The sequence below is a fragment of the Mesorhizobium sp. P3_B5 genome, from assembly GCF_056402815.1.
Window position 1 is genome coordinate 133,562 of sequence record NZ_JBFUGR010000001.1, and the last position, 23,946, is coordinate 157,507.

Consider the following 23,946-nt stretch of genomic DNA (forward strand, 5'->3'; position numbering starts at 1 on the left):
GCGAACCAGCAACCGATTGCCAAACATGCGCAAAATCCGCAAGCGGCAAAAAGCCATTTCGACGATGGCCATTGTCGCTGCGCAATGGCCTGACTATACCTGCGGCGAGGCCGCTTTGCCCTCAAAAGATCGGGCCTTCAAAGGATCGGGCATCGATGCCATCAGCTTTGCGGAGACCGACATATGGCTGACGACACCAGCATTTTCCTTGGCGCCAGCCGCAAGCCCGATGACAGCTATCAGCGCGCCGAACAGCTTTTGCTGCAATATGGCAATCGTCATGGCCTGATCACCGGCGCCACCGGCACCGGCAAGACCGTATCCCTGCAGATTCTGGCGGAGGGCTTCTCCAATGCCGGCGTGCCGGTGTTCTGCGCCGACATCAAGGGCGACCTGTCCGGCATCGCCATGATGGGCACAGCCCAGGATTTCCTGGTCAAGCGCGCCGCGCAGGTCGAGCTCGATCCCTATGATTTCCAGGAATTCCCGGTCATCTTCTGGGACCTGTTCGGCGAGCAGGGCCATCCGATCCGCGCCACCGTTTCGGAGATGGGGCCGCTGCTTTTATCGCGGCTGATGAACCTGTCCGAGGCGCAGGAAGGCATCATGAACATCGCCTTCCGCATCGCCGATGAGGACGGGCTGCTGCTGCTCGACATGAAGGACCTGCAGGCGCTGCTCGCCAACATCGCCGACCGCGCCGAGGAGATAAGCTCCCGTTACGGCAATGTCACCAAGCCGTCGGTCGGCGCCATCCAGCGCACGCTGCTTGTGCTGGAACAGCAGGGCGCCACGCACTTCTTTGGCGAGCCGGCCCTGCGGATCGCCGACATCATGCGCACCACGCGTGACGGCCGCGGCGCCATCAGCGTGCTTGCCGCCGACAGACTGATGATGAACCCCAGGCTCTACGCAACCTTCCTGCTCTGGCTGATGTCGGAGCTGTTTGAGGAATTGCCCGAGGTCGGCGACCCCGACAAGCCGAAGCTGGTGTTCTTTTTCGACGAGGCGCATCTGCTTTTCGACGAAGCGCCGAAGGTGCTGATCGACCGCGTCGAGCAGGTGGTTCGCTTGGTCCGCTCGAAGGGGGTCGGCGTCTATTTCGTCACCCAGAACCCCCTGGATATTCCCGAAAAGGTTTTGGCCCAGCTCGGCAATCGCGTCCAGCACGCGCTGCGCGCCTATACGCCGCGTGAGCAGCAGGCGGTGAAGACCGCCGCCGACACCTTCCGGCCCAATCCCGACTTCGACTGCGCCACCGCCATCACTCTGCTCGGCACCGGCGAGGCGCTGGTCTCGACGCTGGAAACCAAGGGTGTGCCGTCCATGGTGCAGCGAACGCTAATCCGCCCGCCATCATCGCGGCTTGGCCCGATCACTTCAGACGAGCGCCGCAAGCTGATCGCCGAGAGCCCGGTCGCGGGACAATACGAAGAGACCATCGATCGCGAATCGGCCTTCGAGATGCTGCAGAAGAAAGCCAAGGATGCCCAGGACGCCGAAGAACAGGCGCAGCAGGCAGACAGCGGCCGCTCGCGCTGGACCATCCCCGGCTTTGGCAATGACGATCCGGCGCCGCAGCCCACCGGCCGGCGGGCGCCGGCGCCGCGGCCGTCCAATCGCCAGACGGTGGCCGAAGCCGCGATCAAATCGGTGGTGCGTTCGGTCGGCTCGTCTGTCGGCCGCGCCATCGTGCGCGGCATATTGGGGAGCCTGTCCAGAGGACGCTGAGAAAGCCGGAGCGGCGAAAGCCCGCCGCTCCTTCGCTTCGGCAGATCAGAAGATCGAGTTGGTGATCGCCTTGACCGGGCCGAGCAGGATGGATCCTTCCGGCACGCCGGCATCGATCGGAATGGCTCTGCGGTTTGCCGTCGCAACCATGTCCTGACCGACATTGGCGGTGACGATCACCGGCGACTTCGAGGGCACGCGGTCGAACAGATCGATGATGTCCTGATTCATCAGGCGCACGCAGCCCGACGAGACGGATTTGCCGATTGAGTTCCATTCGGGCGAGCCGTGCAGGCGGTAGAGTGTGTCGACATCGCCCTGGAACAAATAGAGCGCACGTGCGCCGAGCGGGTTCTTTAGCCCGCCGGGCATGCCACCATTCTTGGCGCTGTACTGCTCCAGTTCAGGCTGCCGGGCAACCATCTCGTCCGGCGGCGTCCATTTCGGCCATTTCTGCTTCCATTGGACAACGGCGTCTCCTGACCATTCGAAGCCGGCGCGGCCGAGGCCGACGCCATAGCGGATGGCCTGGCCACCTTCGCGCACCAGATAGAGGAAATGGTTCGTCGTATCGACGATGATGGTGCCGGGCCTCTGGCCGGTCGGGTCGGGAACGATCTGGCGCAAGAACTGCGGGTCCATCTTGTTGATCGGGATGGCCGGCAGGTCGAAGCCGCTGTCTGAAATCGGGCCGTACATTGTCGCATAGTCACCGAGGGGGGGCTCTTCATAGGCCGGCGGCGGCGGTTCGACCGGCGGCGCCACCGTGGCGCAAGCGGAAACCGCAATCGAGGCGGCGCCAAGCGCTGCGGCATTGAGAAAGCCGCGACGGCTCACACGATAGGATTCGATTTCGGTTGTGAACATGGTTGCCTTTATGAAGTCTCAAGTAGAAACAAAGCGTCAATACGCTAGCCGGTACGGCGCTAACCCTACCAATGCCCGGCGCGATAGGCGGTTCCGATTCTGGCCTGAGGGTGGGCAAACAAAGGCAAAGCTGTGGCGGCTCTGCCACTGTTGCTGGGCGGCAACAGGTGTTCAGCCGCCGGTCAAGAGCCCTTCGAGCGACGGCAGGATCAGGGCCGGCGGAAAATCGCGGTATTCCTCGGGCTGGTTTGAGCGGTTGATCCAGACCGTCCGGAAGCCGAATTTGGTGGCGCCGGCAATGTCCCAGCGGTTGGACGACTGGAACGACACCGCACTCGGATAGAGGCGCCAGCCCGTCGTCACCATCTCGTAGACAGCAGGGTCGGTCTTGAAGCGCCTGACCGCGTCGACCGAGTAGATGTCGTCCAGAACCTGGTCGAGTGCCGCGGATTTGACCGCCGCTTCCAGCATTTCAGGCGAGCCGTTGGACAGGATCGCCAGCCTGGCGCCCGAAGCCTTGAGCGCCTTGAGCACGGCCGGTACTTCCGGGTAGCAGTCGAGCCGCCAATAGGCCTCGAGCAGCTTGGCCCGCAGCCCCTTGTCCGCCGAGGGAACCTTGCGCAAGGCGAAGTCGAGCGCCTGTTCGGTGAGCTGCCAGAAATCGGCATAGGCGCCCATCAGCGTCCGCACCCAGGAATACTCCAGCTGCTTGGCGCGCCAGATCTCTGACAGCAGCTGGCCGTCCGGTCCGATCTGGTCGGCGTGACGGCGCACGGCGGCGTGCACGTCGAACAGAGTGCCGTAGGCGTCGAAAACATAGGCTGCATGGTGCATGGCAACAGTCTTGAGGCGCGGCAAGGCAAGGTGCAAGCGCTGATTGTAGCTAAGCTCTGCTGGCCTCAACAAAATCTGGCTCATGCCGGTTGACGGCGCCGGCCAAAGCATCTTCCAATGACCGAACGCGATAGGATCGGAACGGAACCAAGCAATGACACTGGCGGCAGCGGCGCAATCCGTGACATGGACCTTCGTCGATGGCGACTGGCATGAAGGCAACGTCGCCATTCTAGGACCGCGCAGCCATGCCATGTGGCTCGGCACCAGCGTCTTCGACGGCGCCCGCTGGTTCGAAGGGGTGGCTCCCGACCTCGAGCTCCACGCCGCGCGGGTGAATTCCTCGGCCATCGCCCTTGGCCTCAAGCCGACGATGAGCCCCGACAAGATCGTCGGGCTGACCTGGGACGGGCTGAAGAAATTCGACGGCAAGACGGCGGTCTATATCAGGCCGATGTATTGGGCCGAGCATGGCGGCTATATGGGCGTGCCGGCCGACCCGGTCTCGACCCGTTTCTGCCTGTGCCTCTACGAATCGCCGATGATCTCGCCGACCGGCTTTTCGGTCACGGTGTCGCCGTTCCGGCGGCCGACCATCGAAACCATGCCGACCAATGCCAAGGCCGGCTGCCTTTATCCCAACAATGGCAGGGCCATCCTCGAAGCCAAGATGCGCGGCTTCGACAATGCGCTGGTGCTCGACATGCTGGGCAATGTCGCCGAGACCGGAAGCTCCAACATTTTCCTGGTCAAGGACAGCCACGTGCTGACGCCAGCGCCGAACGGCACCTTTCTGTCCGGCATCACCCGCTCCAGGACGATGACGCTGCTTGGCGAATACGGCTTCAAGACCACCGAAAGGACGCTGTCGGTGCGCGATTTCCTCGAAGCGGATGAAATCTTCTCGACCGGAAACCATTCGAAAGTCGTGCCGATCACGCGCATCGAAGATCGCAACCTGCAATCCGGGCCGGTGGCCAAGAAGGCGCGCGAACTTTATTGGGATTGGGCGCATTCGACTTCCGCCGGCTGAGCCGCTAAAAAGGGAACCGGCGCTTCATCCCGGAGTTGTTCCAGACCAATCCAGACCTATGTTTATCCGGTATCGACACCGGATTTTTTCCACGAGGAGTATGACCGATGGCTTTTGAATTGCCCGCCTTGCCTTACGACTACGAGGCCCTGCAGCCTTACATGTCGAAGGAGACGCTGGAGTATCACCACGACAAGCACCACAAGGCCTATGTCGACAACGGCAACAAGCTGGCCGCCGAAGCGGGCCTCGGCGATCTCTCGGTCGAGGACGTGGTGAAACAGTCGTTTGGCAAGAATGCCGGCCTCTTCAACAATGCCGCCCAGCACTACAACCACATCCATTTCTGGAAGTGGATGAAGAAGGGCGGCGGCGGCACCAAACTGCCGGGCGCCCTGCAAAAGGCCGTCGACAGCGACCTTGGCGGCTACGACAAGTTCAAGGCCGACTTCATCGCCGCCGGCACCACCCAGTTCGGCTCGGGCTGGGCCTGGGTTTCCGTCAAGGACGGCAAGCTGGCCATCTCGAAGACGCCGAACGGCGAGAACCCGCTCGTCCATGGCGCGTCGCCCATCCTCGGCGTCGATGTCTGGGAACACTCCTATTACATCGACTACCGCAACGCCCGGCCGAAATATCTCGAAGCCTTCGTCGACAGTCTCATCAACTGGGACCATGTCCTCGAGCTTTACGAGAAGGCCAAGGCCTGATCGATTTGCTGAAAAGCCCCGGCGCAACCGGGGCTTTTCTTTTTTCGGGTCCAGGGCTGACATTCCAGAAAACCGATAATTTCAGAAATCACGCAGCCTCGAGGTCAAATCCGGGAATATTCAACCCATCGTCGCCGTTACCGTTCTGTCCCAAACTCTGTCCATCATGGAGCCAAATGAATGAGAAAGCTTGTCCTCGCCATCTCTATGTTCGCTCTCGCCGGTTCGGCGGCCTTTGCCGATCCGGTCCTCGACCGGCAGGCTCTGATGAAGGAACGTGGAAAGATCGTCGGCGGCCTGTCGAAAGTGGTCAAAGGTGAGGATCCGTTCGACGCCGCTGCCGTGCTCACCGCATTGCAGGCGCTGCAGGCCAATGCCGAGAAGGTCGATGTCGACGCGCTCTTCCCCGCCGGCAGCGACGCTGGCGACACCACGGCATCGCCGAAGATCTGGGAAGATATGACCGGCTTCAAGGCAACCAACGACAAATTCATCGCCGACGTCAAAGCGGCGGTCGCTGCGGCGCCTGCGGATGTCGACGCGCTCAAGGCGCAGATCGGCACCCTCGGTAGCGATTGCGGCACCTGCCATCAAACCTACAGGGTCAAAAAAGGCTGATCGCAGCCGATGCCCTGGCTGAAAAAATTCATCGGCGCCGCCCTTGTTCTGGGTGGCGTCGGCGCGGTTGCCGGCTGGGTGCTGTCGGCGCCGGTCAGGCTGGACGCCGAGACCGTGGCAAAGCTCGGCCCCGGCGATGCCGCCAGGGGCAAGCGCATTTTCAACGCCGGCGGCTGCACATCCTGCCATTCGAAGCCGGGCTCGAAGGGTGACGCCCGCCTTCAACTGGTTGGCGGCCTCGAACTGAAGACGCCGTTCGGCACCTTCGTGCCGCCCAACATCTCGCAGGATACCAAGGACGGCATCGGTGCATGGTCGGTCGAAGATCTGGCCAACGCCATGCTGAAGGGCGTGTCGCCGACCGGCGAGCATTTTTACCCGGCCTTTCCCTACGCCTCCTATGCGCGCATGAAACCATCAGACATTGCCGATCTCTATGCCTTCCTGAAGACGCTTCCGGCGGTCGCTGGCAAGGCGCCGGACCACGCCTTGAGCTTTCCCTTCAACATCCGTCGCGGTCTCGGGCTTTGGAAACGCCTCTATCTGAGTGACCAGCCGGTCGTTCCCTTGCCCGACGGCACGCCGGATCCGGTGAAGGCCGGCCGCTATCTAGTCGAGGGGCCTGGCCATTGCGGCGAATGCCATACGCCGCGCGCCTTCACCGGCGGCAGCAAGAAAAGCCAGTGGCTGGCGGGCGCCGCGGCCGCCGAGGGCAGCGGCATCGTGCCGAACATCACATCGGGCGAGGGCGGTATTGGCGACTGGTCGGAGGCCGACATCGCCAACTACCTCGAAACCGGCTTCAAGCCTGATTTCGATTCCGTCGGTGGCGCCATGGTCGATGTGCAGAAGAATATGGCCGAGCTGACGCCGGAAGATCGTGCGGCGATATCAGCCTATCTGAAGGCGATACCACCGCACCCCAACGGCTATCCGCCGCGCAAAAAGCCGGCGAGCTAGATACCTGAAATCTCGTTTGAAGATACACGCCGGAGATCGGCCTCTACCATCTCGGCGACCAGATCCTCCAATCGAACAGATGGCCTCCAGTCAAGCACGTCTTTCGCCAGAGAGGGATCCCCGACAAGCAGGTCAACTTCCGATGGTCTATAAAAAGTCGGATCGATAGCCACAATGATGTTTCCGCTTGCTCTGTCGATTGCCAACTCGTCGTGCCCGGTTCCTTTCCAATCCAAGGCGATTCCGCTGGCGTCAGCGGCCATTTCGATGAACTCACGAACGGTGTGCGTTCTGCCCGTCGCGACAACAAAATCCATTGCAGGCGTCGACTGCAGCATTCTCCACATAGCGTCGACATAGTCTTTGGCGTGACCCCAATCCCGCTTTGCCTCAAGGTTGCCAACCCTCAAAGGACCTTCCCCTCTCACGGCATATTTTGCCATGCCCAGACTCACTTTTCGAGGCAGGAATTCTTTCCCCCTTAAGGGCGATTCATGGTTGAACAGGATGCCGCTGCAGCAATGTAGTCCAAACGCCTCTCTGTAGTTTACGACGGCCCAATGCGCGAAAAGCTTGGCGATCCCATAAGGGCTGCGCGGATAAAAGGGGGTCTTTTCGGTCTGCGGAACCTGTTGCGATTTGCCGAACATTTCGGAACTTGAAGCTTGATAAAATTTCGCCGTGGGAAGGACGGTCCTGACGCTTTCCAGCAGTCTCAAAGCGCCAATTCCGGTAACCTGGGCTGTGTAAATGGGCTGCGTGAACGAATCCCCCACAAAGCTTTGAGCCGCGAGGTTGTATATTTCATCCGGTTTGACCTTCTCCAGAATCGTTCGGACGTTAGATTCCTCGGTCAGTTCCATCGACTCGAATTCGATGTCACCAAGAACCTGCAATTCCTGCAAGCGCCACGTTCCAATCCCCGACGTGCGACGCATGGAGCCGACTACACGGTATCCCTTGTCAAGCAGTAGCCTGGCTAAATACGCTCCGTCCTGACCGGTGATGCCCGTTATCAATGCGGTCCTTTTTGCCACGGCCTTTTCCCTTGCGAGTTGTATTATGGAGGCTTTTGACGTGCGCTATGTCGATGTTTTGATGCGAAGGCAAAGGAAGATTTGAGCCGAGCACGCGTTTTCTACGATTTCGTCCTGGACTTATCTCCGCTATCCAAGAGCACTGGCTCCTTCCTCTCCATGGCCCGGATTTTTTCATGTGGTCCGGCTTAAATTCCTGGCTCTGGGTCATAACCCTTATCGAGCAGGGAGTTTGGCGAGATAGCATCCGTCCTAATCGGTGACAAAGGCGCGCTTAGCATTTGCAGCCGTGTGTCAGTGCGGTCGTGAGGTCGAAGACAAAGCTGCCTCAAAGAATAACCGAGCCGACTGCGACCAGGTCACGGACTGAAAGACTGCTTTGGTGTGTGCGGCGAGTCTTCGAGGTTCGGCGTCGCCGGTGAGCCAGGCGCGCAGCCGCCGGGTCCAGGCCTGCTCATCGTTTGGATCAAGGCAGATGGCAAAGTCGCCGACAATTTCCGGTATGGGACCTGTATTCGACGCGATCAGTGCCTTGCCATGCTGAAGCGCCTCGACAGGTGGCAGTCCAAAGCCCTCGTAGAGCGGTGGATAGAGGCAAAAAGCAGCGGCTTCATAAAGAGAGTTCAGTGTCGCGTCATCGACGCCCTCCAGATGGATGACAGTCGACGACAGCATGGCGTCGCCTTCGAGTTCGGCGAACAACTCGTCCATCATCCAGCCCTTGCGGCCGACAAAAACCAGCTTGAACCCGGAGCGCCCAATAGTTCCGTCCTCGATCAGCTGGCGCCAGACTCGGATCAAGAGGCGATGGTTCTTGCGCGGTTCCAGCGTGGACACGAACAACGCGAACCTGTTGGGATGCAGCATTGCTGGGAGTGGCGAAGGCTGCGTGATCGGTATGAAAGGGTTTGACCCCAACGGGACGATCCGGCAATCAGGCATTTCGAGACCGTTTGCCAGACAATGCTGCTCCACATCTTTCATGGTGTTTCGGGATGTGAAAACACAGCGATCGGCACGAGCGAACGCCAGGTCGAAATAGCGGCGGAAAGCCACGACATCATGTGGAGCGAACCATTCCGGAAATCGGATCGGAATGATGTCATGACACAGGACAACATGTCGCGAGCCCGTTCGATCTCTTTGATCCAGAATCGGCCCAATCGCCGTATGCGTCCAGTCGTTCTGGATAGCCACAGTGACGTCGTTCTTGCCGAATTGCAGGGCTTGGCCGGCCAACTGGTCGAGACTGGGGAGGTTGACCCTCTGACCCCGGTCGTCGAAAAAGACTCGACGCAATTTTGGGCTGAGAATCCGCTCTTGCAGTCGCGCCCATCTGCTTGCGGCGATTGGCGAGACCGCAGCAATGCGGCGCTCTTCAAGCGCGAGCGCGAGCGTTCGCCTGAATTTCGTCAACCAAAAGAAAGGCATCCGCAAGGACTGTGGAATCGTGTCGACGAAACGAACTTTCGTTTCCCCAGGGATTTTCGACATCCCGAGGTAGAGCTTCGTGCGCCCCTCAATCACGGATTCGACAAGGTGATGCGAGATTGGGCGCAAGCAGAGCTGCGATGGGTCAAAGACGGTAAATACCGTTCCTGGGATGTTTTGATACGCATACAGAGCATATTGCTGCTGGCAGCGCGTGATGCCGACCGCGGGTCCGTGCCATTGCAGCAGGGTCGACAGATCGATGACAAGACGGCTCACTGGCGGGCCAACAGTTTCACGCGCAAGGCAAGGAGCGAAGCCACCGACAGTTGGCCCGAGAGCATCGCGATAATCTCTCTCCTGAGCTTCTTGCCCAACATTCGTCGTCCCTGACACGCGCGAAGAATCAAGGCTATCTCCTTCCAATYACTTTCGCCGAATGCGACGCCTGAGTTGACTCGCGCGGTCAGATAGCTGGTGAAGGGATCATTGGTGGCAGCAACTCCAGTCTCCGGCCCAACGGCAAGGGGACTGAAGAATCGAAGTCTCGCCAATGCCGCCCCCGCCCTCTGGTCCAACCGGTGGAGCCTGGACGTCTGGTTGCGATGCCTGCGCAAACGCATTAATCGATCAGGCAGGGAACCGATCGGACCTTCACGGGAAAGCCGCAGCCATAGATCGTAGTCCTCAGCATAGGGAAAGCCGCCCCGATATCCGCCCACTTTCCTTAAGGCCGCATTTCTTATCATTGCGGTTGGGTGCAGAATTGGATTTTGCGTGCGAAGCTGGTGTCTTATGCGGTCAGGATCGATCTGCATGTCGATGGGCGCGCCCAACTTGCCATCGCTGTCTATCGTCCATGCCGAGCTTCCGAGAACAACCAGATCCTGTTTTCGCATCATCGCTTTGCGCTGCAAATCGATGCGACTGGCCTCGGCGACGTCATCGGCATCCATCCTGGCGACAAGTGGCGCGATCGTGTGTGCCAGCCCCGTATTGAGTGTGTCGACGATCCCTTGCCCTGATGTTTTCAGGAGCGTGACGCGCTCATCTTGAGCGGCATGGACGGCCACTATCTCTGCGGTATTGTCAGTCGAACCGTCATCGACGACGATTATCTCAAGATCGCTGAATGTCTGATCGCGGATGCTGCCAATCGCAGCGTCCAGGAAAATGCCGCCATTGCGGACGGGTAAGACGACGGCGACTTCGGCGCTGAACCTGCTCACCACATCATCACTTTACGGGCTCCCAACGCGGGTCGCTCATTCTTTCGCACGGAAGGTGAAAATTAGCCGGCAGATGCGGCGCCAGCAACTCCAGCACCGCTTTTCGTTTGCGATAATTTAGCACCGGATCTATCGACCAGGTCCATCCGACTTCATGGATCCAATCACCTCGCCGTTCGATCCCTGCTTGGTGATCGTCGACCCCGGCCAGGATGGACATCCATTCCACGGGACGTGCTGGCAACGTGTCGCGTGGCAAGTGCTTATACAGAACATCCCAGTTTGCGCCCCCAGTGTCGAGCCCGACGAACCAATCGAGCCCAAAGTCCAGCGGTTGATCGCTCACGCTGGCGAAACGGTAGAAACAAAATCCGGCCCAAAGAAACCAACGGTCTGCTGCCACGCGGATATCGCCGTAGTACGGATACTTGTCCAGGGGAGCAAACGGATTGGTAGGGGCGATGGCGTAGAGGTCGTCATCAACAAAGCCGAAGGCGTTCGGCTCTCCCGGCTTCAGGACGTTGTGCCAGATCCAGTTGAGGGCTGTGCCATGGGACCGGCTGCCGTTACGGCCTGTCCAGGGATTGGGAGGCAAGCAAACATAGTTCGCATGGTAAGCGTTCGCGACCTCGGCGTTAACGACGCGCGTCTTTTCAAGCCTGGAATTGTCGAACACGATCACCTGATCCAGAACGACGTATTTCCTGAGAAGAGCCAAGTGAAGCGCCAGGCAGTCAGGATCCTCAAAGGCGACCGTCGCTATGACGTTCTTGCCGCGGATACACCTTACGATATCGGCGAATTCAGTCGACTGGACAGGCATCTTCACATACTTGTCATCGACAAGACGGTAGCGGAGCGTCTTATACCGTTGGGTGAGAGGCCTAAGATGCAAGAAATCGTTCAGACCATAGTCAGAGAGTTTTCTGGGCATCGCGCGACCACACACAGCGCTTTCTCAGGCGCCGACATCGACGCTGCAAAACCATATGGCTTTGGCAAATAAACGGTTTGGTGCCGCCCGTGAAGATTGCGCTGGGAATTTTTTCGCTTGATCCGCGCGGTGGGCTCGAGGATTCGGCACTGCGCCTTGCGGGTGAATTGTCTCGACGAGGTCATGAACCCGTCTTCTTCGTCGCGCGAGCAAAAAATCCGATACCTTTTCCAACCGTTTGCCTTTCGATGAATGACAACGCTTTCACGAATCATGAGAGAATGAGGCGGTTTGGTCAGAACTTCGTGGAGGCCTCCAAGCGTGGGTTCGACAAAACGGTAGCGTTCCAGATGATGGCTGCAGTTGATGTTTTGTTCCTGGCGGACCCGATACTCAACAGGCCCAATCTGCCACTCTGGAAACGGCTTACTCCGCGTTATCAGACTTTGCTTCGTATTGAAGCCAACGCATTCGGACCTCGATCAAAGACTGTGGTTCTGTGCCTGTCTTCGCGGCAACTGGATGCCGCAAAGAGCGCATACCCTGCAGTGAAAGATCGAATTCTTGTTCTGCCACCAACGGTTTCGCGGGACCGGGTTTATCCAGATGCCCGCGCTTCCCATCTGCGCGCGGCATCGCGCAGCGAGCTTCGGCTGCCGCCCGACGCAAAGGTGTGGCTCTGGCTGGCCCTACAGCCGCATACAAAAGGTCTGGACCGCGTGATCGAGGCACTGGCCAAGTCCCACGACGCGCATTTGGTGGTCGCGGGTCTCGAAGTCTCCAGTCCCAAGCTTAGGCCCTACAGGGCTACGGTCACCAGGCTCGGTTTGGAACACAGGGTCCATTTCGTTGGATATGCGTCCGATGCCCGTCTCAAGGCTGTTTTGAGCGCATCCGATGTGCTTGCTCACCCGGCGCGCGCAGATGTCACGGGTGGGGTAATCCTCGAAGCCATAGTCAACGGCTTGCCGGTCGTTGCCACCAGCGTCTGCGGATTTTCAGACCACATCTCCAAGAGCGGCGCAGGGGTCGTTCTCCAAGAGCCTTTTGATCTCGACGAGTTTGTCCGGGCGTTGGCTCGGCTCTGTGGGATCGAGGCGGCTGATTATTGCCGACGTGGGGTCGAGTACGCTGACCAAAACCTTTTCTCCGGTCTTGCCCGGGCGTGCGACATAATCGAATCAACCCATCCGAATCAGGTCACTGAAAGTCTTGGCCGCACTGAATGTGTTTGAGATCAGCGTTCTATCGGCCGGCCGGCGCCTGGCTCAGGGAGTGCAGGGCTGCGTCGATAATGTGGTGACCTATTGAAGCTCTGCGGTGGTGTGTCAGGGCATGATCGCGAGCAGCCGCGGACATTGTGGCAAAGACAGCCACTTCGGCTTTCTGTCTCGGGTTGACTGGCTTCTAGACTGGAGTACGCCAAGTATACCCGAACCCTACGGTACGAATGTTGCCTTGATACTCGTGTCTAGTTTTCCGGCGACAAATGGCGGTCGCCGAGAAAGTCGAAGCCCGTCTCGAAGAAATGATTGTAGTCGCAGGTCAGTTCCTCGCCGGGCGCGATATCGCGCAAGGCGTATGTTTCCTCAGGCGAGGAGACGTCGCAATTCGGCTCATCGGCATGGTTCATGAAGCGCGCATCGTCGGCTTCGAAGACGATGTAGTTCGGGTCGCGCCGGTCGGGGTAGGAATAGCGGTCGAGATAGCTTTTCACCGATCCGCTTTCGCTCTCGTAAGTTTCCACGTCGATGATCCGATCGAAACGCGGGTCCAGCTTCCAGATCAGCGTGCCGCGCGGAATGTGGGCCCTGGCAAACACACCGATGCCCTGGATGGACGATTTGTCGAGATAGACGTCAACGAGCAACATGGCGAAACCTTGCGAGATTTGATGACGTGGCTGTAAAAAAGCCGCGCACTGGGTAGCGCGCGGCGGTAGCAATTGCGAGTGGAAAATCAGCTCAAAACTTCGTGTGCGACAAGATCGGCCTTCCCCGTCACCTCGGGTTCAGGCTTGCCCGTAACCTTGAGCGCGAAGGTATAGGTGAAGGCGATCTCCTCGAGCCGCGAAAACCGGCCCGATGCGCCGGCGTGTCCTGAGTCCATGTTGATCTTGAACAGCACCGGATTGTCGCCGCTTTTGCGCTCGCGCAGCCGCGCCACCCATTTGGCTGGCTCCCAGTAGGTGACGCGCGGATCAGTGAGGCCGGCCTGCGCCAGGATCGGCGGGTAATCGAGTGCCGCGACATTGTCATAGGGCGAGTAGGCTGAAATCGTCCGGTAGTCCTCCTCCGAAGCGATCGGATTGCCCCATTCGGGCCATTCAGGCGGTGTCAGCGGCAAGGTGGCGTCGAGCATGGTGGTCAGCACGTCGACGAAGGGAACCTCGGCAACGATGCCGCCAAAACACTCCGGCGCCATGTTGGCGACCGCGCCCATCAGCATGCCACCGGCCGAGCCGCCTTGCGCGACGATGCGGTCATGGGTGGTGTAGCGCTCGGCGACGAGATGACGGGCAACCGCGATGAAATCGGTGAACGTGTTCATCTTGTGCGCCCGTTTGCCGTCGTCGTACCAGCCATAGCCCTTGTCCTTGCCGCCACGCACATGGGCAATCGCATAGACGAAGCCACGGTCGACCAGCGACAGGCAGTTGGTGTTGAACGCCGCCGGCACGGTGATGCCGTAGGAGCCATAGCCGTAGAGCAGGCAAGGCGCCGATCCGTCGAGCGGCGTCTGCCGGTGATGGATCAGCGAGATCGGCACCAGTTCGCCGTCAGTGGCGGGCGCCATCAGCCTGCGCGTGACATAGTGGTTCGCATCGTGGCCGGACGGGACTTCCTGGGTCTTGAGCAGCACGCGTTCGCGGCTGCGCATGTTGTAGTCGAAGACCTGCGCCGGCGTCGTCATCGACGAATAGGAAAAGCGCATGATCTCGGTGTCGTATTCGTAGGACCCCGACAGGCCAAGCGAAAAGGCTTCCTCGTCGAGCGAGATGAGGTGCTCCTCGCCGCTCTTGCGGTCGTGCACGACTATGCGCGGCAGGCCTTCCTTGCGCTCGAGCCTGACCATGTGACCCTTGAAGCCGATCACCGAAAGGATCAGCCGGCCAGCTTCGTGCGGCACCAGTTCCTGCCAGTTGGCGCGCACCGGGTCGCTGGCCGGCGCCGTCATGATCTTGAAGTCCTTGGCGCCGTCGGCATTGGTGAGGATGAAGAAGATGTCGCCGCCTTCTTCAAGGTCGTATTGCAGGCCGGTCTCGCGCGCTGCGACCAGCCTGGGTTCGGCGAACGGCTCGCTGGCGCGCATCAGCCGATATTCGGAAGTCTCGTGATCGTTGATGCCGATCATGATCCATTCGTTCGAACGCGTGCCGCCGACACTCATGAAGAAGCCGGGATCGGTTTCCTCATAGATCAGCCGATCGTTTCCAGGCTGGTCGCCAAGGCCATGGAACAGCACCTTGGACGGACGATGATTGGGATCGAGGCGTGTGTAGAAAAAACCGTCATTGCCGTCATTCCAGACGCCGCCGCCGCCAGTGTCGGTGATGATGTCGGCCAGCTCTTCGCCACTGGCGAGGTCGCGCACTCTGAGCGTGAAGAATTCGGAGCCCTTGTCGTCGAACGCCCACAACAGTCTGCCGTGATCGGTCGAATGGTCGACCTCGCCGAGGCGGAAATAGGGTTTGCCCTCGGCCTCGGCGTCACCGTCGAGCAGGATCTGCTCGTCGCCGCCGTCGCGTGGCATGCGGAAGTAGCGTGGCTGCTCGCCGCCAAGCTTGAAGGAGGAACCATAAGCATAGGGTCCATCCTTCATCGGCACTGTGGAGTCATCCTCTTTGATGCGTCCCTTCATCTCGGTGAAAAGCTGCTTCTGCAACGGCACGGTGTCGGCCATCAGCGTCGCCTGGTAGGCGTTCTCGGCTTCGAGCTGGGCACGGATCTGGCCATCGAGCAGGGAAGGATCCCGGAACATCTCTTGCCAGTTGTCGGCCCTCAGCCAGGCGTAGTCGTCGCTCCGCGTGATCCCATGATGTGTGTCGAAGACCGGCCGTTTCTCCGGCTGTGGTGGGCTGGCGGTCGGGAATGCTGGAGATTTGGTCATTATGTCTCGCTGTGGCAGAAATCTTGAATGGCGAATGAACACGCCGATCAGCGCGGGTTCAAGAGCCAGGCTCTATTGGCGTCGTCGGGCTCCAGGCAGAGGGGCCGGGAGGAGAGAATGATGAAGTTCTATATTCGCACAGCTGCGGCTTTGGCCGTCGCTTCGACAGTTTTGGCCTTCGCTGGCCAGTCTCATGCAACTGCGTTCGCAGCTTGGCAAGTGACCGGCGTGCCGTTTGGCGACACGCTCAACGTGCGCAAATACCCGTCGGGCGCATCCCAGAAGCAGGCCGCCTATCCCAACGGGACGGTTCTGCAGATGACCGGCAAGTGCACAGGCGGGACAAACCTGCTCGATATCGCCAATCAACCGCACTGGAAGCAGGAACAGACAATCCGCTATCGCTGGTGCGAAATCTGGCACGATCCGGCGCAGAACGGCAATTTCACCACCGGCTGGGTGTATGGAAAATACATCACCCCTTACTGATGAGGCTCGCCTTGGCGGCGCCGGCATATCCGATCATGAACATTCAGTAATGGTTTTCAACCTGTGATTTCATTAGAGCCTGATAACCGGCTGGCCCATGGCGCGACCAAGCATAGCCGAAGCATTCGAACCATTTTACCTCACGCCGCCGATGTAATGGTGGACGTGACGCAGCGTCAGCCGTTGCTGGCCTGACCAGAAAAATATCGCAAAGTTACACAGTGCACCGAAGATTGAAGCTGAATTCGGAATGTTTGACTAATATCGTTGAATATAGCGCAACAAGCGAATTGACTTACTTGGTTGACTGGCTCATTAAGATGCCCCGACGCGAATCGTGGAGGTTCTTCCTGCCTGAAATTCGCGCGATGCCCGTTTCCTGAAAAAGGGCGCAGACAGAAACAACCTCGTTGGGGTCTTGAACACTATGGATATCGCCGAAACGCCTTCCCGAAATAGCGATGCGCTGATCGAACTGACCGCCGATGTGGTGGCCGCCTATGTCAGCAACAATCCCGTGCCTGTCGGCGAACTGCCGAACCTTATTGCCGATGTGCATGCCGCTCTCGGGCGTGTGGGCGGGGTCGCCGAAGCGCCTCCTGCCGACAAGCAGAAGCCTGCGGTGAACCCGAAACGCTCTGTTCATGACGACTACATCGTCTGTCTTGAAGACGGCAAGAAGTTCAAGTCGCTCAAGCGTCACTTGATGACCCACTATGGTCTGACGCCCGACGAATACCGTGAAAAATGGAACCTGGACGCAAGCTATCCCATGGTTGCGCCCAACTATGCTGCTGCCCGTTCGCAGCTTGCCAAGAAGATGGGTCTTGGCCGCAAGCGCAAGGGGCGCTGATACCGGCTTCGTTTCCTAAATTTCGACCATCGACGGCGCCTGTGGGCGCCGTTTTTGCTTTTTGGCGGATGCGTCCAGCTGATGCCCGGCTCTCCATGCCGACGCGCAATCGCGCGCCCGATCATCCTTCGCCTCAGATCTGATCAGGCGGTCTGTTTCAGCGCCACTTCGGCGTCGCGCTTGATGCGCTTGACCATCGAGCGCAGGCCATTGGCGCGCTGCGGCGAAAGATGTTCGTCAAGGCCGAGCCCTTTCAACGTGGCTTCCGCATCGGTTTTCAGAATCTCACTGGCCGGTTGTTCCGAAAACAGCGCCAGCATGATGGCGACCAACCCCCGAACGATATGGGCATCCGAATCGCCGGTGAAGGTGATGACCGGGTCGGCACCTGCTCCATGTTCGGTGGTCAGCCAGACCTGGCTGACGCAGCCCGGCACCTTATTGGCCGGGTTGCGTTCCGCGTCGGGAAACGGCGGCAGGGCCTCGCCCAGCTCGATCACATAGCGATAGCGGTCTTCCCACTCGTCGAGCAGGGAAAAGTCGTCACGGATCGTCTGGATCGTTGTCGTCATCACGCCGGATATAGTGATCCAGCGCCGCCGCGTCACGGAAAAAGAAGAAAGCACCGCAGGCGCCGAGAGGTCTGCGGGCCTGCGGTGTAGCCATAGACACGGCTGGAAGCTGTCTCAGTTTTTCGCCGGAATGTTGACTGTTGCCGGCAGGACGATCTGCTCGGCCACGCTGCCGGTGGAAACGGATGTGTCGGGTTCGGTGGCTGTCTTGTCGTCCAGCATGGCGGCCGCGATCTTGGCGGTCTCCTTGGCCCGGGCGGTGATCGTGTGCATCGCCGACTTGCCGGTCTCGCAGACATCGGGCTTGCGTTCGCAGATGCCGGCGATGTCGCCGACAGCTTCACGCGCCGCAAACAGGGCCTGGAGCGGGCCGACACTCTCGCGGCCTGCCTCGTCGGGACCGACGGTCAGCGGCAGCGCCAGAAGCACCAGCGAAAACCAGAAAGCCATTCTTATCAGAAAGCCCATCTCAATGCCCTCTCGTCCGTAGCCGGATCATGCGTCCATGCGGCATGACCTCTTTTATGGACACGACACTGTCACAGACGCGCAAAGGACGGCTTGCAGGGACAGTGAGAATTTTCCGCAAATTTTAGGCAAATTCGAAACCATGCGTTTTGCAATAGATTTGCCGCAAATGCCGCTGGTTTTCTTCAGTACTCAGTAACCATCTATCTAACTGTTTTCTCTATGTATTTCTGAAAATGGCGAAACGTCGGCGCTGACTGTCGTCGGCATCAGGGCGCTCCGCGCGGATAACGCTCCGTTTACTATGGCGGCAATTGCCTGGGATTTCATGGCACCGCACCACAATATTTGCCGCAGGGCGGGCGTTGGTCCGTTCAGCCTTATCCATTCCTTAAACGCTGGATGCGAGTTTCAAATCAACAAAAGCCACCTGCGAAGCAGGGCAGTTCACGACCGGGTGCGAGTGCGTTGCATTGAGTTCGATTTCGGCCAGATACGTTGGATTGCCTGGCGCGCTGGCTGCCAGCTGTGAACGTATGGTTCACCCTGATATCATCGGGCGGGATGACCGCCTGCGCCAGCGCCGCTTCATCGGCGTCATGCTGGCTGCCCCGTTCTTCACCGCCGGTGCCGCGGTCACATTGGTCACTTCGGGCATGGGCGCGGCCGTCACGGTCGCAACGATCTTCGCCGCTTTCGGCTTTTGCTGGTTCGCCGCCTTGCTGGTGGCGGCCTCGGGCAAGATGGCGCTCGCCAGCCAGGTCGCCCTTGGCGTGGGCGGTCTTGCGCTTGCCGCTGTCATTGCCGCGGCGGGCGGCCTCGCCTCGCCGGTCGCCCTGCTTGCCGTGGCGCTGCCATTCGAAGCCTGGTGGATCGGCGCCTCGCGGCGCGCAGTGTTGTGGGGCGGCGTCTCCGCTCTGCTCGCCGTGCTGCTGCAGCCCTTTGCCGGCTCCGTCCTGCCCTTCGGTGCCATGGAAATTGCCGCGTGGCACTGGCTGCTGCCGCTAGCCTGGGGGCTGACGCTGGTCCCCCGGCTTGCCGCCTTCGGCGATGCCGCGCAGGCACAGCCCGCGCTGGCCGCAAGCGACCGGCTCGAGGACACAATCGACGCCGTCGTCCTGCGTATCACCCGGCAAGGCGAGGTTGTCGACGCGTCGGCAAAGGCACGCACGATCCTGAAGCTGCCGCCGGAGCTGCTGTTCGGCACCGGCCTGTTCGATCGTATCCATCTGTCCGATCGCGTCGCCTATCTCAGCGCGCTCGCGGATATGCGTGATGGCGCGCCGGCGCGCCGGCTCGATCTTCGCGTCCGGCTGCCGCAGAACGGCGACGGCCCGACGGCCGACAATTACCGGCCTTTTTTTCTCGAACTGGTGCGGGGCGAACTGCAGCAGGACATCTTCACGCTGGTGCTGCGCGAGGACGGCGAAATTGCCCGGCTGCGCGAGGATCTCGCCGTTGCCAATGAAGCGGCCGCGTCGGCTGAGGTGGCGAAGGGACGGTTCCTGGCGATCGTCAGCCATGAGCTGCGCACGCCGCTCAACGCCATCATCGGTTTTTCCGACATGCTGCTGCATGAGATGTTCGGCGGCTTCAAGGATCCGCGCCAAAAGGAATATGTCGGCCTGGTCCGGGATTCAGGCCAGCATCTGCTTGACGTCGTCACCTCGATCCTCGACGTGTCCAGGATCGAGGCCGGCGCCTACGCGACCCAGCCGGAGCCGTTCCGCTTCATCGACGCCGTGGAAATGTGCCAGTCGATGATGCAGCTGCAGGCCGAGGCAAAGAACATCGATCTGCAGGCGCAGATTGCACCGGACGCCGGCGAGATTAACGCCGACCGCCGCGCCGTGCAGCAGATCCTCATCAACCTCGTCTCCAATGCGATCAAGTTCACGCCCGATGGCGGCGCTGTCGTCGTCGGCGCCAAGCGCATCGGCTCGCGGCTGCATTTCTGGGTCAAGGATACCGGCATCGGCATCGCCGAAGAGGACTTTGCCAATCTCGGCAAGCCGTTCATGCAGATCCAGAACGACTATACGCGCCGCTTCGAGGGAACCGGGCTTGGCCTGTCGCTGGTCAAGGGGCTGGTGGCGCTGCACGAGGGCACGATGTCGATCGAGAGCATGCCGGGCGAGGGCACCACGGTTGCGATCAGCTTTCCGGTGAACGGACCGAAAGATCGCTCGACCGACAAGACCGGCGTGTTGCCGATGCCCAAAGCCTGGACGAAGGGGGAAGCGAAAGGGGACAGGAATGGCTCGCTCCGCAAAACAGCTTAAGGCGGTCAAGCACCGCAGCAACGCCTTCGAGGACGGGGCGCTGGCTGTCGGCAGCATAATCTCGCGCAATCCGGTCCTGGTCGGCGGCTCCACCGCATTCCTGGTGACGCTATTCTACGTCTCGGCCAACGCCTTGTGGTACCAGCCCTTTCCGCATGCCGGCGCATTCTTCGCCACCAGGAGCATGGAGAGCTTTTCGCGGGCGGGCAGCGACGAACCCGAGACCACCATCAACATTGTGCGGCCAGGCCCAGTCAAAAGCGACCCGGTCGTCGAACAGGTCCAGGGCATATTGAAGGACCTCGATTTCTATTCCGGCACTGTCGACGGCCTTTCCGGCCCCAACACGCGCAAGGCCATCCAGGCCTATCAGCAGAAGGTCGGGCTGCCTGAAACCGGTGAGATCGACGCCGTTCTGCTCGACCAGCTCGGCGCCAAGCAGACGACAGCGGGCATCCCGCATCCGGTCCCGCGCCCGGTGGATATGGCCGCTGCTCCTGCCGCCGCGCCAGCGACTGCACCGGTTGCCATCCCGGTCTCGGCGCCCGCATCCGCTCAGGCGCCTGACGCCCGCATCGTCAAGATCCAGGCCGGGCTGAAGGCCTTCGGCAATGACGACATGCAGCTCGATGGCGTCGTCGGCGCCCGCACCAAGGCCGCGATCAAGGAATTCCAGTCGCTGTTCGGCCTGCCGCAGACCGGCGAGCCCGACGAGGTCGTCTACGTCAAGATGCGCGAGATCGGTCTGACCAACTGACGGTCGAAACGAGGCTCGCCGATCGGCGAAAATCCGGCTAAGACCCGTCGCATGTCGTCCGGAGCCCTGTCATGCGCGTGACCACCGACCTATGGGTGTCGGCTTTGCTGCGCCGGGTTTTCGGCGCCGGCGGTTTTGCCGCTGTCGTCAAGCGCGGCGCCACCGAGGCGGGTGCCGTCTTTGTGCTGGCGCGCGGCAGGCTGGGTGAAATTACCCTGTTCGGCCCGGCGCCGCAGACGAGCTACGATTCGGCCAAGCCCGACGACCGGTTTTTCAGCCTGCTCGGCACTGGCGATGACGCCGCCCTGTTCGATGCCAGGTTGGAGCGGGAAAAAAAATTCGATCCCGACATCTGGGTGGTCGAGATCGAGGCCGGCGCGGTTCCGGTCGAGGAGCTTCTCTCCGTCAAGACGCCTTGAGGCTGCCGGCAGCGTCGTCGCTGTTCGATGCCTTGCGTGCATCGGCATTCACGGCGGTGTTGGCGGTGGCGCGAACCGCCCTCGACAGCGTCTCTGCTTTCCAGTTGCGGACCTTGTCCACTGCCGCCTCGCGATGCAGCAGATGGTAGCGATCAAGGAAGGTCCGAATGGCCTGCGGGTGCGGAAACGCATTGGGATAGACGGCAACCGTGATCAGGAATGCCCTGTCTTCGCTGAGGTCGAGCGCTCGTAAGGCGGCAAGCAGCGAGGCATAGGTAGAGCTTTCCGTCAGCGATCGCGCCGTCGAAAAATCGATTTCGAGCGCGTCGGCAAGCGCGGTCTGGAAGAAGGCCGCGTTACCGGTCAGCGCCGTCTCGCGCAGCCTGGCATAGGTGCTGGAGCCGACGAACGCATTTGCGGCAACCCCTTCACTCACGGCATCAGTGCGCATCATCGAGCGCAGCCGCTGCCGGGCGTTTTCGGCGGCAACGCCTGAGGTCTCCTGCCGGTCGGACGCAACGGTCGTGGCTTCGGCGCTTTCGGTCGCCGGTTTCACGACCGCTTCCGGCGGCCGCACCCGCACCAGTGTCGGCTTTTCAAGCACCTTGATCAGCTGGGCAATGGTCGGGTTGAGGTCCTTGCGGCGCGCTATGGCGCGCGCATGCGGCAGGCCGTGACGTCCGATCAGCGCGATAAGGTCGATGTCACTGAGCGCGCGCGAGCGGATGAGCAAAGGGGCGGCAATGTCGACTGGTTCCTCGCAAAGCCGCCGCACCAACGCGGCCGGCGCATATTCGCATTCGGAAAGGGCGGCGGCGACGTAGCGGCGCGATTCGACCGACACATTGTCGAACAGCGGCAGCGTCAGATCCTCGAGCTGGGCGATCTCGCGGCGCGAAGGACGGGTCAGGCAACAGAACGCCGAGACCACCGCGCGGAACAGCCTTTCGGCCTTTCCCGATTCAGCCCGTATAGCGATTTGCCTGAAATCCGAAGCTGACACGAAGGATACGCCCGACACTCGACACAATCTGGACCACGCTCGACCGGGACTGTGTCGGTTTCGCGTACGTCTAGAACAAAGATCAAGTTAGCGCTGATCCGTTAGCGCTCCGTTAACCCTCTGCCTGCCTTAATCACATTTGGAGGCGTTGCGTTGTGCTCCGGGGCAACCGAGAGGAATACGCGAACCATGGGCATGGTCCTGTCTTTCGTGCCGCGAACGGCGGCAACCAGCAGAGCAAGTCAAACCACCGGCACACCGGCGGCAGTCATCATTTTCCCCGGCGTCCGCTACGAACAGCGGTCGCTGGCGGGCGAGGCACGGCCAGGCGGCGCCGGTCCGGACAAGCCGGGGTCACCGGGCTCGCCGGGATCGATGCCGGTACCGCATCACTGAGTCGACTTCGGGGTAGGCTTAGTAGTCCTGCAGTTCGCAGGAACTCTGCTCGAGAAACCGCGATACGACAGGCTTCCAGCTGTCGTCGGGCACGAACGAGCGGATGACGAATATGCCTTCGTCGATCGGGGCTTCGACGAAGATCGCGCCCTGCAGATCCTCGGGCAGTTCCTTGCGCACCTCGATCATCTGCGCCGGCGTCAGCACGACGGTGTCGAGCACGCCGCCGGTCGCGGTGTGGTCGTTGAAAGAATAGAAATTGTGACCGTTGCGGTCATAGACGGACACCGACCAGAACGGCACATTGCCCGGCGCCTTGACCCGCACCATCCCCTCGGCGAGATCGAAGCGGCAGGCCGCCGCATAGAATAGCGGATCGACGGACTTGACCACCGGCGCGCCGCCGGCCTCGGCATCGAGCCTGGTCATCTTGTAGAGGTCCGAGGCCATGGCCAGTCGCGACCAGGCGTCGCGTTCGGAAAACTCCGGCACCAAGAGCAGCACCACGATGTGCACGATGCCGGCGCCGACCAGGCCAAGCAGGACGGCGTGCAGCAACCTACGCATTGCAGTCGACCTTCTCGATCTTCGGCAGCGTCACATCCGAAAGCCCGGTGCTTGAGGCGATCGGCGTGTCGTAGAAGGTGAGCACGAAATACATCCGGCCAAAGCCGTCGGTCAAAAGCCAGTTGCCGGGGGTGGGGCGGTTGCCGACGGAAATGATCACCGAATTGTCGGGCTGGCGCAGCACCTGGTAGGATTGCAACGCCGCCAACCTCGGCTTGCCGGTCTCGACCACGCCAAGCGACTGATCGGCGGCATAGAGGGTCCAGAAGCGGGCGGTGGGAAATCCGCCTTCGATCCTGTAGGCGCATTCCCGCTTCAGCTGGTCGCCGCCGGCATCGCGCTCGGCGATGAAGGACAGCCCTTCGGCCTGTCCGAGCGCCAGCACGCCCTCGCGCGCCACGCGCGCCTTCGAATAGGGGTCCGCGCCTTGCGTGCCGATATCGGGGAATGCGGTCCATTGGCCGATCCTGATGGCGCCGACGCCGTCCTGCACCTTGAGCGCATACCAGACGCTGCCGCCGCCACCACCGATGGCTATGGCAAGCGCGAGGAGCGTCAGGAAGGCGTTCTTGAGCATGAAAGGCCGGGGACAAGCAGGATTGCCGCTCGGGGATATCGCGGCGCAGGGGCATGTGGCAAGCGGGCG

Annotated in this window: 26 protein-coding genes; 13 read left to right on the plus strand and 13 right to left on the minus strand. The window is 60.7% G+C overall.

Annotated features, from left to right (window positions below; genetic code table 11):
* The first annotated feature begins 25 nt into the window (after positions 1-25).
* Together AC1DVW_RS00605 and AC1DVW_RS00610 are read left to right on the plus strand one after the other, a co-directional pair.
* The gene (locus AC1DVW_RS00605; protein ID WP_477243725.1) at positions 26-289 is read left to right on the plus strand and encodes a hypothetical protein; all 264 of its coding nucleotides are present in this window, start codon (positions 26-28) and stop codon (positions 287-289) included.
* Complete coding sequence (locus AC1DVW_RS00610; protein ID WP_477320695.1) at positions 184-1,731, plus strand: helicase HerA-like C-terminal domain-containing protein; 1,548 nt, start codon at positions 184-186, stop codon at positions 1,729-1,731. The genes AC1DVW_RS00605 and AC1DVW_RS00610 overlap by 106 nt, the downstream gene beginning before the upstream one ends.
* Before the next feature lie 45 nt (positions 1,732-1,776).
* On the opposite strand, the gene AC1DVW_RS00615 is transcribed toward AC1DVW_RS00610, so the two are convergent.
* Both AC1DVW_RS00615 and AC1DVW_RS00620 read right to left on the minus strand, forming a co-directional pair.
* A complete protein-coding gene (locus AC1DVW_RS00615) occupies positions 1,777-2,598 on the minus strand; it encodes a L,D-transpeptidase (RefSeq protein WP_477243729.1) in 822 nt (273 codons plus the stop codon).
* 171 nt (positions 2,599-2,769) lie between these two features.
* Positions 2,770-3,432, minus strand: a complete 663-nt coding sequence (locus AC1DVW_RS00620; protein WP_477244030.1) for a haloacid dehalogenase type II — start codon at positions 3,430-3,432, stop codon at positions 2,770-2,772.
* Between the two features lie 154 nt (positions 3,433-3,586).
* Between AC1DVW_RS00620 and AC1DVW_RS00625 the strand changes: the two genes are divergently transcribed.
* From AC1DVW_RS00625 to AC1DVW_RS00640, 4 genes are all read left to right on the plus strand, one after another.
* Positions 3,587-4,465 carry a branched-chain amino acid aminotransferase gene (locus AC1DVW_RS00625; protein WP_477320696.1) on the plus strand — a complete coding sequence of 293 codons (879 nt, stop codon included), beginning with the start codon at positions 3,587-3,589 and terminating at the stop codon, positions 4,463-4,465.
* Between the two features lie 107 nt (positions 4,466-4,572).
* A complete protein-coding gene (locus AC1DVW_RS00630) occupies positions 4,573-5,175 on the plus strand; it encodes a superoxide dismutase (RefSeq protein ID WP_477243733.1) in 603 nt (200 codons plus the stop codon).
* Between the two features lie 180 nt (positions 5,176-5,355).
* A complete protein-coding gene (locus tag AC1DVW_RS00635; protein ID WP_477271995.1) occupies positions 5,356-5,793 on the plus strand; it encodes a c-type cytochrome in 438 nt (145 codons plus the stop codon).
* Positions 5,794-5,802: 9 nt separating this feature from the next.
* Positions 5,803-6,753, plus strand: coding sequence for a cytochrome c (locus AC1DVW_RS00640; protein ID WP_477320697.1), 951 nt, complete (start codon positions 5,803-5,805; stop codon positions 6,751-6,753).
* Here the strand turns inward: AC1DVW_RS00640 and gmd are convergent.
* The 4 genes from gmd to AC1DVW_RS00660 form a co-directional block, all read right to left on the minus strand.
* The gene (gmd, locus tag AC1DVW_RS00645; RefSeq protein ID WP_477320698.1) at positions 6,750-7,790 is read right to left on the minus strand and encodes a GDP-mannose 4,6-dehydratase; all 1,041 of its coding nucleotides are present in this window, start codon (positions 7,788-7,790) and stop codon (positions 6,750-6,752) included. The genes AC1DVW_RS00640 and gmd overlap by 4 nt on opposite strands.
* A gap of 294 nt (positions 7,791-8,084) precedes the next feature.
* On the minus strand, positions 8,085-9,500 hold the full coding sequence (locus AC1DVW_RS00650) for a glycosyltransferase family 4 protein (protein ID WP_477271999.1): 1,416 nt from the start codon (positions 9,498-9,500) through the stop codon (positions 8,085-8,087).
* Positions 9,497-10,450, minus strand: coding sequence for a glycosyltransferase family 2 protein (locus AC1DVW_RS00655; RefSeq protein WP_477320699.1), 954 nt, complete (start codon positions 10,448-10,450; stop codon positions 9,497-9,499). Before AC1DVW_RS00655 ends, AC1DVW_RS00650 begins: the two co-directional genes overlap by 4 nt.
* Before the next feature lie 7 nt (positions 10,451-10,457).
* On the minus strand, positions 10,458-11,384 hold the full coding sequence (locus tag AC1DVW_RS00660; protein WP_477320700.1) for a hypothetical protein: 927 nt from the start codon (positions 11,382-11,384) through the stop codon (positions 10,458-10,460).
* A gap of 89 nt (positions 11,385-11,473) precedes the next feature.
* On the opposite strand from AC1DVW_RS00660, the gene AC1DVW_RS00665 reads away from it, so the two are divergent.
* Positions 11,474-12,619 carry a glycosyltransferase family 4 protein gene (locus tag AC1DVW_RS00665; RefSeq protein WP_477320701.1) on the plus strand — a complete coding sequence of 382 codons (1,146 nt, stop codon included), beginning with the start codon at positions 11,474-11,476 and terminating at the stop codon, positions 12,617-12,619.
* A gap of 236 nt (positions 12,620-12,855) precedes the next feature.
* On the opposite strand, the gene AC1DVW_RS00670 is transcribed toward AC1DVW_RS00665, so the two are convergent.
* Together AC1DVW_RS00670 and AC1DVW_RS00675 are read right to left on the minus strand one after the other, a co-directional pair.
* Positions 12,856-13,257 (minus strand): SET domain-containing protein, encoded by a 402-nt coding sequence (locus AC1DVW_RS00670; RefSeq protein ID WP_378978788.1) that lies wholly within the window; start codon positions 13,255-13,257, stop codon positions 12,856-12,858.
* An 86-nt stretch (positions 13,258-13,343) separates the two neighbouring features.
* Positions 13,344-15,494: a S9 family peptidase gene (locus AC1DVW_RS00675; protein WP_477320702.1), complete on the minus strand. Its 2,151-nt coding sequence runs from the start codon at positions 15,492-15,494 to the stop codon at positions 13,344-13,346.
* Positions 15,495-15,614: 120 nt separating this feature from the next.
* On the opposite strand from AC1DVW_RS00675, the gene AC1DVW_RS00680 reads away from it, so the two are divergent.
* Both AC1DVW_RS00680 and AC1DVW_RS00685 read left to right on the plus strand, forming a co-directional pair.
* Positions 15,615-15,983: an SH3 domain-containing protein gene (locus tag AC1DVW_RS00680; protein ID WP_477320703.1), complete on the plus strand. Its 369-nt coding sequence runs from the start codon at positions 15,615-15,617 to the stop codon at positions 15,981-15,983.
* 427 nt (positions 15,984-16,410) lie between these two features.
* Positions 16,411-16,836 carry a Ros/MucR family transcriptional regulator gene (locus AC1DVW_RS00685; protein WP_477243752.1) on the plus strand — a complete coding sequence of 142 codons (426 nt, stop codon included), beginning with the start codon at positions 16,411-16,413 and terminating at the stop codon, positions 16,834-16,836.
* 143 nt (positions 16,837-16,979) lie between these two features.
* On the opposite strand, the gene AC1DVW_RS00690 is transcribed toward AC1DVW_RS00685, so the two are convergent.
* Both AC1DVW_RS00690 and AC1DVW_RS00695 read right to left on the minus strand, forming a co-directional pair.
* Positions 16,980-17,408, minus strand: a complete 429-nt coding sequence (locus tag AC1DVW_RS00690; RefSeq protein ID WP_477321552.1) for a SufE family protein — start codon at positions 17,406-17,408, stop codon at positions 16,980-16,982.
* 114 nt (positions 17,409-17,522) lie between these two features.
* Complete coding sequence (locus tag AC1DVW_RS00695; RefSeq protein ID WP_477272013.1) at positions 17,523-17,876, minus strand: DUF5330 domain-containing protein; 354 nt, start codon at positions 17,874-17,876, stop codon at positions 17,523-17,525.
* 536 nt (positions 17,877-18,412) lie between these two features.
* Between AC1DVW_RS00695 and AC1DVW_RS00700 the strand changes: the two genes are divergently transcribed.
* The 3 genes from AC1DVW_RS00700 (at position 18,413) to AC1DVW_RS00710 (ending at position 21,334) form a co-directional block, all read left to right on the plus strand.
* The gene (locus tag AC1DVW_RS00700; protein ID WP_477320704.1) at positions 18,413-20,158 is read left to right on the plus strand and encodes a PAS domain-containing sensor histidine kinase; all 1,746 of its coding nucleotides are present in this window, start codon (positions 18,413-18,415) and stop codon (positions 20,156-20,158) included.
* Entirely contained in the window at positions 20,133-20,915 is a 783-nt protein-coding gene (locus AC1DVW_RS00705; protein ID WP_477243759.1) for a peptidoglycan-binding domain-containing protein, read from the plus strand. Before AC1DVW_RS00700 ends, AC1DVW_RS00705 begins: the two co-directional genes overlap by 26 nt.
* A 71-nt stretch (positions 20,916-20,986) precedes the next feature.
* On the plus strand, positions 20,987-21,334 hold the full coding sequence (locus AC1DVW_RS00710) for a DUF1491 family protein (RefSeq protein ID WP_477243760.1): 348 nt from the start codon (positions 20,987-20,989) through the stop codon (positions 21,332-21,334).
* On the opposite strand, the gene AC1DVW_RS00715 is transcribed toward AC1DVW_RS00710, so the two are convergent.
* Complete coding sequence (locus AC1DVW_RS00715; protein ID WP_477243762.1) at positions 21,321-22,337, minus strand: hypothetical protein; 1,017 nt, start codon at positions 22,335-22,337, stop codon at positions 21,321-21,323. The genes AC1DVW_RS00710 and AC1DVW_RS00715 overlap by 14 nt on opposite strands.
* Before the next feature lie 189 nt (positions 22,338-22,526).
* Here AC1DVW_RS00715 and AC1DVW_RS00720 point away from each other — a divergent pair, with 189 nt between their 5' ends.
* Positions 22,527-22,733, plus strand: coding sequence for a hypothetical protein (locus tag AC1DVW_RS00720; RefSeq protein WP_477243764.1), 207 nt, complete (start codon positions 22,527-22,529; stop codon positions 22,731-22,733).
* Between the two features lie 18 nt (positions 22,734-22,751).
* On the opposite strand, the gene AC1DVW_RS00725 is transcribed toward AC1DVW_RS00720, so the two are convergent.
* Together AC1DVW_RS00725 and AC1DVW_RS00730 are read right to left on the minus strand one after the other, a co-directional pair.
* Positions 22,752-23,300 (minus strand): DUF1254 domain-containing protein, encoded by a 549-nt coding sequence (locus tag AC1DVW_RS00725; RefSeq protein WP_477272021.1) that lies wholly within the window; start codon positions 23,298-23,300, stop codon positions 22,752-22,754.
* Positions 23,293-23,877, minus strand: coding sequence for a DUF1214 domain-containing protein (locus AC1DVW_RS00730; RefSeq protein ID WP_477243768.1), 585 nt, complete (start codon positions 23,875-23,877; stop codon positions 23,293-23,295). The genes AC1DVW_RS00725 and AC1DVW_RS00730 overlap by 8 nt, the downstream gene beginning before the upstream one ends.
* Positions 23,878-23,946: the final 69 nt, after the last annotated feature.